This is a genomic window from Rathayibacter sp. AY1H2, from assembly GCF_002931985.1.
Lineage (GTDB): Bacteria > Actinomycetota > Actinomycetes > Actinomycetales > Microbacteriaceae > Rathayibacter.
This window is the reverse complement of the sequence record NZ_PSUV01000023.1, coordinates 42,790-53,964: the sequence shown is the minus strand read 5'-3', so window position 1 is coordinate 53,964 and position 11,175 is coordinate 42,790. Positions and strand designations below refer to the sequence as shown.

Here is an 11,175-nt window from a genome sequence, read left to right as displayed (position 1 = left end):
ACCCCGCCCGACGCCGCCGATCCCCTCACCGGCGAGGACCCGGTCCGCACGCCGCCCCTGCTCCACGACCTCGACGGAGTGGACGTCGACGTCGACATCACCCCTCCGGCGCAGCCCGGCTCCCTCTCGCTCTCCGTCGCCGCCGACGCCGTCGACCTCGCCGAGTCGGGCTCCACCGCCCTCCAGCGCCGGTTCACGGGCGGGCTCCCCACGGTCACCGTCACCGACTCGCGCGTCGGCGCACAGAACGACTGGTACGTCCTCGCCTCGGCGAGCGCCCTCACCGGCCCGAGCGCCTCGATCGGAGCCGACCACCTCGGCTGGACCCCGCGCCTGATCACCGGCACCGGCGCCGTCGCGGGCGATCCGGTCGCCTCCTCCCTCGAGGGCGGCGCGGGCCTGCGCGACGCGCTGCTGCTCGGAGCCGCCGGCGGGGCCGGCACCTGGAGCGCCGACGCCGAGCTGCGGCTGCTGGCCGAGCCGGACGTCGAGGCCGGCTCCTACCGCTCGACGATCACGCTGTCGCTGTTCGCCTAGGCGCGGACCAGCGCAACGGCCGGGGACCGCGCCCCGCGGTCACTCCTGAGCGACCGCGACCGCCACGACGAGCGCGGAGTGGACCGTCGGCTCCGAGACGGCGAAGTAGCGGCTCGAGCCCTCGATCCAGGCCTCGGTCGCACCCTCCCTGGTGCGGAAGCGGACGGGCTCGTCGCTCGAGGTCCCGCGCCCGTCGGCCTTCGCGACCGCCTGCGAGCGCAGATCGGCGAGCACCTGCTCCGCCGTCGTCGCCCCGGAGGCCACGCGGTCGCGGACGGTGCGGGCGCGCACCGCGTCGATCCCGATGTCGCGTCCGGTCGCCAGCGCCGCGACCACCGCGCCGTCGCAGTGCGCGATGCTGATCCGCATCCGCTCCAGCGCCGGGTGCTCGCCGCGGAGCACCGGGCGGCCGTGCGGTCCGGAGCAGCGCTCGCAGCGCGCGTCCACGGCGACCTCGAGGGGATCGATCCCGAGCGTCTCGGCGGCCAGCTCGCGCACGAGGACCCGGCCGAGGAGGAAGCCGTCCCGGACCTCGCGCCGACTCGTCGCCTCGTAGCGCAGGCGCTCGGCGAGGGTGAGCAGGCGCAGCATCCGGTGGCGGGCGGAGTCGAGGACCTCGGGCCGCGCCCAGCGCAGCTGCACGTCGTCGGTGGCGAGGAGGGGGAGTCCGGTCATGCCCCGGACGCTACGCACGCCAGGCGACATCGGCGTGACGGGAGGGTGGCCGGAGGGAGACGGGCCGCTGTTGACTGGGAGGCGTGCAGACCTTCCTCCCCTACCCCGACTTCCACCGCAGCGTCCGCGCCCTCGACGGCAAGCGGCTCGGCAAGCAGCGCGTCGAGACGCTGCAGGTCATGCGGGCGCTGACCGTCCCGGGGTACGGCTGGCAGAACCACCCCGTCACGCGGATGTGGCGGGGCTACCGGCCGGCGCTGATGACCTACCAGCGCGAGACCTGCGCGGAGTGGACGGAGCGCGGCTTCGCCGACACGTGCCTCGTGAAGACCGAGGAGGCCCTCGCCGCCGCCCCGGAGGATCTCGCCGCCTACCTGACCGGCGACTACGCGCTCCCGCCGTGGTTCGGCGACGAGCGGCTGCACCTCTCGCACCGCTCGAAGCTCGTGGCCAAGGACGAGGACCACTACGGCCCGCTGTTCCCCGGCACGCCGCCGGGGCTCGGCTACCTCTGGCCCGTCGGCGCCTGAGCTCAGGCCGCGGGCGGGCGGAGGAACGGGATCGCGATGCGCGGACGGAACACCTCGCGCTGGTTCGCCTTCACCAGTCCGCAGATGATCAGCACGAAGTGCACCAGCCAGAGCACGGCGAACAGCGTGATCGGGATGCCGATCGGATAGAAGTCCTTCGCGAGCGGGGTGTCGGAGGCGGCGAAGAGCAGCACGACGTGCGCGCCGAGCGTCACGACCCCGATCAGGATCACCGTCAGGCCCCAGTTCGCCGCGTTCCGCGCGTTCTCGGCGGCGAGCCCGCCCTTCCTCCGGGCGGACGGGTACACGGAGGCCATGACGATGCCGCCCACGATCAGGCTGAGGAACGGGATCCCGATGAACGCGAGGAAGCCGAGAGCGTACGAGAGGGCGCCCGTGGGCGGTGCGGGGACGGCCTGCGGAGGCGCGACCGGAGCGGCCTCCGGGGTCGTCGCGTCGGCCGGTCGAGAGTCGGAGGAGGGGCTCGCCATGCCGACAGCCTAGGGAACGCCGTCCTCCGGGGGCGGTCAGGGTCTTTTCAGGCCTCTGGCCGGGCCTTCGTCTTCGGGGGCTCTCGGGTTAGTCTGTCGAGGTTGACCTGCCGCACGGAGCGTGCAGGGCGTCGGCCGCGGTCGTCGCAGCATCCGGGGGGATTCGCGAAGGAGAAGGTTTGGCGTCCGACAGAAGGACCACCGGTGGTGTGGTCAAGGCGATCGTGGGCTTCCTGGGCATGAGCGTCGTGGCCGGAGTCCTCGTGACCGCCACCGTCACCCCGGCCGTGGCGCTCGCCGGAGTCGCCGCGAACCAGTCGATCGGCGTCTTCGACGGCCTGCCCGACTACCTCGAGGTCGACAAGCTCTCCGAGAAGAGCAACATCTACGCGACCGGCTCCGACGGCCCGCAGCTACTCGCCTCCTTCTACGTCGAGAACCGCGTCGAGGTGCCGCTCGACCGCATCGCCCAGGCCGCCAAGGACGCCGCCGTCTCGGGTGAGGACCCCCGCTTCTACGACCACGGCGGAGTCGACCTCCCCGGCACGCTCCGCGCCGTCGCGCAGACCTACGTGCTCGGCAACGACGTGCAGGGCGGATCCTCGATCACCCAGCAGTACGTGAAGAACGTCCTCGTCGAGAAGGCCGTCCGCAACATCTCGGACGACGCCGAGCGCGCGGCCGCGATCGACGAGGCCACCCGGACCTCCCCCGAGCGCAAGCTCCGCGAGATGAAGCTCGCCATCGGGCTCGAGAAGCAGTACACGAAGGACCAGATCCTCCAGGGCTACCTCAACATCGCGTTCTTCGGAGGCACCACCTACGGCCTCGAGACCGCCGCGAACTACTACTACGCGACCTCGGCCGCGGACCTCTCGATCGCCCAGGCCGCGAGCCTCATCGCGATCGTCAACAACCCGGCCGTCCTGCGGATCGACCAGCCCGACAACCCGGACAACGGCGCCGCGAACGGCTACGCCCGCAACAAGGACCGCCGCGACTACATCATCGGCAAGATGCTCGAGGAGGGGAAGATCTCGCAGGAGGACCACGACGCCGCCGTCGCCGCTCCGATCGAGCCCCGCATCACCCAGCCCAGCACCGGCTGCTCGACCGCGGGCAACGCGGGCTTCTTCTGCGACTACGTCACCAACGTCCTGAAGAACAACGAGATCTTCGGCGCCGACGAGGACACCCGCTGGACCAACTTCCGCCGCGGCGGCCTCGACGTCTACACGACGCTCGACGTCGGCCTGCAGGACGCGGCCGTCGCCGCCGTCGACGCGCAGGTCCCGCAGACCTGGAACTTCGACGTCGGAGCCGTCTCCGTCAGCGTCGAGGTCGGATCCGGGCGCGTGCTCGCGATGACGCAGAACAAGAAGTACTCGCAGGATCCGGACGTCCTCACGACCGACCCGTCCTACAGCGCCGTGAACTACAGCACCGATCGGGCCAACGGCGGATCCTCCGGGATCCAGCCGGGCTCGACCTACAAGCTCTTCACGCTGGTGGAGTGGCTGAAGGAGGGCCACAGCATCAACGAGTCGGTCGACGGGACGCGCAAGTCCACCTGGGGCACCTTCACGGACTCCTGCGTCTCCGGCGGCACCGACACGAGCAACGAGACGAGCGCGAAGAACGACGAGGGCGGAACCGGCGAGGTCGGCACCCCGGTGTCCTTCACGAAGACCTCCCTGAACACCGGCTTCGTCGGCATGGCCCGTGAGCTCGACCTGTGCGGCATCCGCGACACCGCGGTCGACATGGGCGTGAAGCAGGGCAGCGGCGAGGAGCTCGAGCACAACCCGTCGTCGGTGCTCGGCACGAACTACGTCTCGCCCCTCTCGATGGCCGGCGCCTTCGCCACCATCGCCTCCGGCGGCACGACCTGCGACCCCGTCGCGATCGACCGCATCACCGACTCCGCCGGAGCCGACCAGCCGGTGCCCCCGGCGAACTGCCGCCAGTCGATCGACCGCAACGTCGCCGCCACCGCGGCCGTCGCGCTGCAGGCGACCTTCACCGGCGGCGGGACGGCCGTCGCCTCCCGCACCGGCGACGGCGTTCCGCTGATCGGCAAGACCGGCACCACCGACGACGCGAAGGCCACCTGGATGACCGGAGCGAGCACCCGCGTCGCGACCGCCGTCGGCGTGTTCAACGTGAAGGGCGACGCGAACCTGCGCCTCGGCCGCTACTCCTTCGACTCCGGATCCGCCGCCACCGCGCGCCACCGCATCTGGCCGGTCGTCATGCGCGCCGCCGACGCGACCTACGGCGGGACGGACTTCCCGGAGGCCGACGGCTCGCTGCAGGTCGTCCCGAAGGTCGACATCCCGGATGTCGTCGGGCTCTCCTCCGCCGACGCCGAGGCCAAGCTCGAGGCGGCCGGCTTCGGCGTCGTGCAGGGCGGCACGGAGGCGAGCGACGCCGCGGTCGGGACGGTCACCCGCGCCGACCCGTCGGGCTCGGCCCCGCGCGGCACCGCGATCACCGTGTTCACCAGCTCCGGCAACCAGAAGACCGTGCCGAACGTGACGGGCCAGGATCTGGAGGCCGCGAAGAACGCCTTCGGCGCAGCCGGCTTCACGAAGATCACGCTCGCCTGCGCCGAGGACCCGAAGGCGCCCGACGCCGGCCAGGTCACCGGGCAGGAGCCGGCCGGCGGCTCCCCCGTCGCTCCGGACGCCACGCTGAAGGTGACGATCACCGCGAAGAAGTGCCCCTGACCGGCGCCTGACGGCTCGCGAGAACGCGTCCGGCCCGCGAGGATCCTCGGATCCCGCGGGCCGGACGCGTTCCTGTCGGACGACGGCGTCGGAGCCGGCGCTACTGCCCGCGGCCCCGGATCGCGCCGACGATCGCGACGGTCGCGAAGTAGACGATGAGGGCCAGCACGCCGAACGAGGCGAGCGCCCCGCTGGCCTCGGCCCAGGGCCGTCGCTCGTCCGTCATGGTGCCGGGCATGACGATGTCGAGGGCGAACATGCCCACCGCCAGGGCGAAGCAGACGAGGCTCAGCACGAGCAGCGCCCGGACCGCCTTGCCCACGGGGTCGTAGTAGCGCGGGTTCGACATCGTGCCTCCGGTTCTCGTGCTCTCGTGTCTATCCCGCCCGGACCGCTGTGGCAAGCCGTGGGGACGCGAAGACCCCCGCCCCTCCCCCTCCGCGGGCGCCGCTCGCGACGACGGGCGGTGCCGTCGTCACGAGCGGTGTCTCGCGGAAGGAGGAGGGACGGGGGTCGGAGCGGGACCGGCTACGCGGCCAGCGGGAGGGCGGCGGCCGAGGTCACCAGCAGCTCGCCGGCGACGGCGTCGACGCGGACCGCGCCTCCGTCGGAGACCTCGCCGCTGACGAACAGGTCGGCGATCCGGTCGTCGATGGAGCGCTGGACGAGCCGGCGCAGGGGCCGGGCGCCGTACTGCGGCTCGTAGCCGTTCTCGGCGAGCCAGTCGACGGCCGCCTCCGTCACCTCGAGCGTCACCTCGCGGGGAGCGAGGCGGGAGCGCGTGGTGTCGAGGACGATGCCGACGATCTCCCGCAGCTGCTCGCGGCCGAGGCGGCGGAACAGGACGATCTCGTCGATCCGGTTGAGGAACTCGGGGCGCATCGCCTCGCGGAGACGGCCCATGACGCGATCGCGCAGGTCCTTCTCCGAGGCGAAGCCCTCGGCAGACGCGTCGCTCTGAGCGACGAAGCCGAGCGCACCCGACCGCGAGGCCAGGAACTCCGAGCCGAGGTTCGAGGTCATGATGATCACCGTGTTGCGGAAGTCGACCGTCCGCCCCTGGCCGTCGGTCAGACGCCCGTCGTCGAGCACCTGCAGCAGCAGGTTGAACACGTCGGGGTGCGCCTTCTCGATCTCGTCGAAGAGGACCACCGAGTACGGGTTCCGGCGCACGCGCTCGGTCAGCTGACCGGCCTCGTCGTAGCCGACGTACCCGGGAGGGGCGCCGACCAGCCGCGAGACCGTGTGACGCTCGCCGAACTCGCTCATGTCGAAGCGGATGACCGACTGCTCATCGGCGAAGAGGGAGCCCGCGAGGGTGCGCGCCAGCTCCGTCTTGCCGACACCGGTCGGACCGAGGAAGAGGAACGAGCCGACCGGGCGCGAGGAGTCGCCGAGGCCTGTGCGGCTGCGGCGGACGGCCCGGGCGACCGCGGTGACCGCGTCGTCCTGGCCGATGACCCGCTGGTGCAGCTCGGTCTCGAGGTGGGCGAGGCGCTCGCGCTCCCCCTCCGTGAGCCGCGACACCGGGATGCCGGTGGCGCGGGCGATGACGGCCGCGATCTCGGTCTCGCCGACGACCGCCTCCGCGGGGGCGCTGCCGGTGGCCGCGTCGAGCTCCGCCTGCACGGCGCTGATCTCGTCGCGGACGCGGGACGCCTCCTCGTAGTGCTCGGCCGAGACGGCCGCGTTCTTTTCGGCCTCCAGGGTCGCCAGACGCTCGAGCAGAGCTCCGGTGTCGACGCCGGCTCCGAGGCGGAGGCGGAGGCGCGCGCCGGCCTGGTCGATCAGGTCGATCGCCTTGTCGGGCAGCACGCGGTCGGTGAGGTACCGGGCCGAGAGCTCGACGGAGGCGCGCAGGGCCTCGTCCGTGAAGCGCACGCGGTGGTGCTCCTCGTAGGCGGGGCGCAGGCCGTGCAGGATGGCGACCGCGTCCTCGATGCCGGGCTCGCCGACGCGGACCGGCTGGAAGCGCCGCTCCAGTGCCGGGTCCTTCTCGATGGTGCGGTACTCCTTGAGCGTGGTGGCGCCGACGAGGTGCAGCTCGCCCCGGGCCAGACGCGGCTTGAGGATGTTGCCCGCGTCCATGCCGCCCTCGCCGCCGCCGCCCGCACCGACCACGGTGTGAACCTCGTCGATGAAGACGATCAGCTCGCCGGAGTGCGCCGCGATCTCGTCCATGGTGCCGGTGAGGCGCTCCTCGAAGTCGCCGCGGTAGCGGGTGCCGGCCAGCATGCCGGGGAGGTCGAGCGAGATCACGCGCTTGCCGCGCAGCTGCTCGGGGACCTCCTCCGCCACGATCGCGCGGGCGAGGCCCTCGACGATCGCGGTCTTGCCGACGCCGGCCTCGCCGACGAGCACCGGGTTGTTCTTGGTGCGGCGGCTGAGGATCTCGACGGTCTGCTCGATCTCGTCGGCGCGCCCGATGACCGGGTCGAGCCGGCCCTCGCGGGCGAGAGCGGTGAGGTCGGTGCCGAACTTGTCGAGCATCGGAGTGTCGGAGGCGGGCTGTCCCGCCTCCTGCTGCTGCGGGGCCTCGGTCTCGCGCATGCCCTGGGTGAGGGCCTCGGCGGTGACGCCGGCGCGGGCGAGGACCTGCCCGGCGGGGGCGTCCTGGCCGAGCACGAGCGCGAAGAAGAGGTGCTCGGGCTCGATGTAGGTCGAGCCGCTGGAGCGGGCGACCTGGTAGGCGTGGAACAGCGCGCGCTGCGCGCTGGGGGTGATGGTGGCCGCGTTCTGCGAGGCGTGGGCCTCGTCGGCCTGCGGGAGGCGCGCCTCCGCGGCGGTGGCGATGGCGGCGGGGTCGACGCCGATGCGGCGCACGGCCTGCGAGACGGTCTCGTCGTCGATGAGCACGCGGAGCACGTGCAGGGCGTCGAGCTCGGTCTGGCCGCGCTCGAGGGCGAAGCGTCCTGCGGACTGCAGGATGTCGCGGGTACGGGCGGTGAGGAATCGGCTGAGGTCGATCGACCGCGCCGCGCGGGCGCGCTCACCGTCGAGGTAGCGGGCGAGGAAGTCGTCGAACGAGCTCGCTCCGGCCTCGCTGTAGTTGTCGGGCACCTGTCCTCCTGAGGAAGTTGAGTCGGTTACGCTCAAGTTCAACGCAGGGGTGCCGTTCCTATTCCCGCCCCTCCCCCGCGAGATGCCGCTTCGGTCCACGGCACACCGCGGCGGGCGTTCCGACCGGCGTCTCGCGGGGACGGGAAGAGGCACGGACTCCGGGGAGTCCGTGCCTCTCTGCGCCGACGCGCATTTCCTCCGGGGTGGGAGCTCTAGGGGACGAGGTAGCCCGCCGCGCGGAACAGCTCGTACCACTCCGGCCGCGTGAGCGGCAGATCGGAGCCGAGGGCCGCATCGCGCACGCGCTGCTCGTTCGTCGTGCCGAGCACGACCTGCATGCCCGCCGGGTGGCGGGTGATCCAGGCGGTGGCCACGGCGATCGCCGGGACCCCGTACGTCGCTGCGAGCCGGTCGATGACGGCGTTCAGCTCGGGGTAGGCCGGGTTGTCGAGGAAGACGCCGGTGAAGAACCCCGCCTGGAAGGGCGACCAGGCCTGGACGGTGATGTCGTTCAGGCGGCAGTAGTCGAGGATGCCGGCGTCGCGCATGACGGACTGGTCCTCGCCGACCATGTTGGAGGCGACGCCCTGCGCGATCAGCGGCGCATGGGTGATCGAGAGCTGCAGCTGGTTCGCCACGATCGGCTGGTTCAGCGACTTCTTCAGCAGCTCGATCTGGTACGGCGTCTGGTTCGAGACGCCGAAGTGCTTCACCTTGCCGGACGCGTGCAGCTCGTCGAATGCGCGGGCCACCTCATCGGGCTCGACGAGCGCGTCGGGCCGGTGCAGGAGCAGCACGTCGACGTAGTCGGTGCGCAGCGCCTTCAGCGAGCCCTCGACCGAGGCGATCAGGTGCTCGTACGAGAAGTCGAAGTAGGGGCCGTCCGGGACGATGCCCGCTTTGGTCTGCAGGACGACCTGCTCGCGCTCCGACGGGGTCAGCGCCATCGCCTCGGCGAAGCGCTCCTCGCAGCGGTGCAGCTCGCCGCCGTACACGTCGGCATGGTCGAAGAAGTCGATGCCGGAGTCGCGGGCGGCGCCGACGAGGCCGCGGATCGCCTCGTCGCTCATCTCGGGGATGCGCATGAGGCCGAGGACGACGTTCGGGGAGTCGACACCGGAGGTGCCGAGGGGGACGTGCTTCACAGGGAGTGCTCCTTCGTTGGATACCTCGTCCACGCTAGGCGCCCCGCCTAGGCGCCGTCCAACAGGGGGTGCTGGTGCGATTCATCCGGCGGAGTGGTGAATCGGCGGAGGGCGTCGAGGATGCCGGACGAACGTGGTGCCGCGACCCCGATTCCGCGGCAGGGAGGGAGTCCTTCGTCGTTCGTCCTGAGTTCTGAACGGCTTGTCCGCGCATCGCGACGGTGGAAGGCTGCCGCCATGACGATCGAGGTGCGCGCAGCCACCGTCTTCGACGACCTGGCGACGATGGTCGGCCCGAAGCGCCCCGACGCGAGCGTGTGCTGGTGCCTGAGCTACCGGCTCCGCTCCTCCGTCGAGAACCGGGCTCTCGCCGGTCCCGCTCGCGGCGCCCGGGTGCGGGAGCTCGTCGCGGAGGATCCTCCGCCCGGCGTCCTCGCGTACGACGGCGACGAGGTGGTCGGCTGGGCGGCGGTGCACCCCCGGGCCGACACGAGCTACTCGACGAACCGGCGCATCCCGCACGTGGACGCCCTCGACGTGTGGAGCGTGTGGTGCCTGCGCGTGCGGCCCGGCTTCCGCGGGCGCGGGATCTCGCATCCGCTGCTCGAGGGCGCCGTCGAGTTCGCCCGAGCCCACGGGGCACCGGCGATCGAGGGCTACCCGGTCGACAACGCCGGTGCGGAGGTCGACCGGACGATGGCGTACGTCGGCACGCGCTCGCTGTTCGAGCGCGCCGGCTTCGAGAAGGCCGCGGACACGACCTCGGTGCTCGACGGCTTCCCCCGGGTGCTGATGCGCCTGGCCCTCTGAGGCGCGCACGACGGCCGCTCCGGCCCCGCTCCGCGAGACACCGACGTGCCGCGCGAGGCGCCGCCGACAGGACGGCGCCTCGGCGACAGGGCGGCGCCTCGCCGGGTGCGGTGACCCGGCGCCCGCCCGCCGCCCGGAGACGAGGAACGGCCCCTCACCCGCGAGGGGAGGGGCCGTTCGCCGTGGAGGCCGGGACGCGGTGTCGACGCCTAGAAGTCCCAGTCCTCGTCCTCGGTGTTCACGGCCTTGCCGATCACGTAGGAGGAGCCGGAGCCCGAGAAGAAGTCGTGGTTCTCGTCCGCGTTGGGCGAGAGGGCCGACAGGATCGCGGGGTTCACATCGGTGACCTGCTTGGGGAACATCGGCTCGTAGCCGAGGTTCATCAGCGCCTTGTTGGCGTTGTAGTGCAGGAACTTCTTGACGTCCTCGGTCAGGCCGAGCTGGTCGTAGAGGTCCTGCGTGTACTGCGCCTCGTTGTCGTAGAGCTCGTAGAGCAGCGAGAACGTGTAGTCCTTGATCTCGTCGCGCTTGGCCTGGTCGACCCGCTCGAGCCCCTTCTGGAACTTGTAGCCGATGTAGTAGCCGTGCACGGCCTCGTCGCGGATGATCAGGCGCACGAGGTCGGCCGTGTTGGTGAGCTTGGCGCGCGAGGACCAGTACATCGGCAGGTAGAAGCCCGAGTAGAAGAGGAACGACTCCAGCAGCGTGGAGGCGACCTTCCGCTTCAGCGGGTCGTCGCCGCGGTAGTAGTCCATCACGATGGACGCCTTCTTCTGCAGGTTCGGGTTCTCCATCGACCAGCGGAAGGCCTCGTCGATGTCCTGAGTGTTCGACAGGGTCGAGAACACCGAGGAGTACGACTTGGCGTGGACCGACTCCATGAACGCGATGTTCGTGTAGACGGCCTCCTCGTGAGGCGTGATCGCGTCCGGGATGAGCGAGACGGCGCCGACGGTGCCCTGCACGGTGTCGAGCAGGGTGAGCCCGGTGAACACGCGCATGGTGAGCTGCTGCTCCTGGTGCGTGAGCGTGTTCCACGACTGGATGTCGTTCGACAGCGGGACCTTCTCGGGCAGCCAGAAGTTGCTCGTGAGGCGGTTCCACACCTCGACGTCCTTGTCGTCCTGGATCCGGTTCCAGTTGATCGCCTGGACGGAGTCGACGAGCTTGAGCTTCTCGGGGGGAGTCATGATTCCTT

General features: G+C 71.4%; 10 protein-coding genes. 4 read left to right on the top strand and 6 right to left on the bottom strand.

The annotated features are described in order from the left end of the window. Positions 1–537, top strand: a 537-nt coding sequence (locus C5C29_RS17240; RefSeq protein WP_104308511.1) for a hypothetical protein, incomplete at its 5' end; no start/stop codon positions are given. A 39-nt stretch (positions 538–576) separates the two neighbouring features. On the opposite strand, the gene C5C29_RS14705 is transcribed toward C5C29_RS17240, so the two are convergent. Further along, positions 577–1,212 (bottom strand): 4'-phosphopantetheinyl transferase superfamily protein, encoded by a 636-nt coding sequence (locus C5C29_RS14705; RefSeq protein WP_104224364.1) that lies wholly within the window; start codon positions 1,210–1,212, stop codon positions 577–579. Positions 1,213–1,295: 83 nt separating this feature from the next. Between C5C29_RS14705 and C5C29_RS14700 the strand changes: the two genes are divergently transcribed. Beyond that, positions 1,296–1,742 (top strand): MSMEG_6728 family protein, encoded by a 447-nt coding sequence (locus C5C29_RS14700; RefSeq protein ID WP_104227168.1) that lies wholly within the window; start codon positions 1,296–1,298, stop codon positions 1,740–1,742. 2 nt (positions 1,743–1,744) lie between these two features. Here the strand turns inward: C5C29_RS14700 and C5C29_RS14695 are convergent, their stop codons facing one another. After that, positions 1,745–2,233, bottom strand: coding sequence for a DUF4870 domain-containing protein (locus tag C5C29_RS14695; RefSeq protein ID WP_104227169.1), 489 nt, complete (start codon positions 2,231–2,233; stop codon positions 1,745–1,747). A 179-nt stretch (positions 2,234–2,412) separates the two neighbouring features. Here C5C29_RS14695 and C5C29_RS14690 point away from each other — a divergent pair, with 179 nt between their 5' ends. Next, positions 2,413–4,962, top strand: coding sequence for a transglycosylase domain-containing protein (locus C5C29_RS14690; protein WP_258059513.1), 2,550 nt, complete (start codon positions 2,413–2,415; stop codon positions 4,960–4,962). Between the two features lie 100 nt (positions 4,963–5,062). On the opposite strand, the gene C5C29_RS14685 is transcribed toward C5C29_RS14690, so the two are convergent. The 3 genes from C5C29_RS14685 to C5C29_RS14675 all read right to left on the bottom strand — a co-directional run bounded on the left by C5C29_RS14685 (position 5,063) and on the right by C5C29_RS14675 (position 9,167). Next, a complete protein-coding gene (locus tag C5C29_RS14685) occupies positions 5,063–5,311 on the bottom strand; it encodes a hypothetical protein (protein ID WP_104224361.1) in 249 nt (82 codons plus the stop codon). 179 nt (positions 5,312–5,490) lie between these two features. Beyond that, the gene (locus C5C29_RS14680) at positions 5,491–8,022 is read right to left on the bottom strand and encodes an ATP-dependent Clp protease ATP-binding subunit (RefSeq protein WP_104227170.1); all 2,532 of its coding nucleotides are present in this window, start codon (positions 8,020–8,022) and stop codon (positions 5,491–5,493) included. 212 nt (positions 8,023–8,234) lie between these two features. After that, on the bottom strand, positions 8,235–9,167 hold the full coding sequence (locus C5C29_RS14675) for an aldo/keto reductase family oxidoreductase (RefSeq protein WP_258059515.1): 933 nt from the start codon (positions 9,165–9,167) through the stop codon (positions 8,235–8,237). A gap of 237 nt (positions 9,168–9,404) precedes the next feature. Here C5C29_RS14675 and C5C29_RS14670 point away from each other — a divergent pair, with 237 nt between their 5' ends. Continuing rightward, entirely contained in the window at positions 9,405–9,977 is a 573-nt protein-coding gene (locus C5C29_RS14670; RefSeq protein ID WP_104308510.1) for a GNAT family N-acetyltransferase, read from the top strand. Positions 9,978–10,186: 209 nt separating this feature from the next. Here C5C29_RS14670 and nrdF read toward each other — a convergent pair whose 3' ends face one another. Further along, positions 10,187–11,167 (bottom strand): class 1b ribonucleoside-diphosphate reductase subunit beta, encoded by a 981-nt coding sequence (nrdF, locus tag C5C29_RS14665; protein ID WP_104224358.1) that lies wholly within the window; start codon positions 11,165–11,167, stop codon positions 10,187–10,189. Between the last annotated feature and the right edge of the window lie 8 nt (positions 11,168–11,175).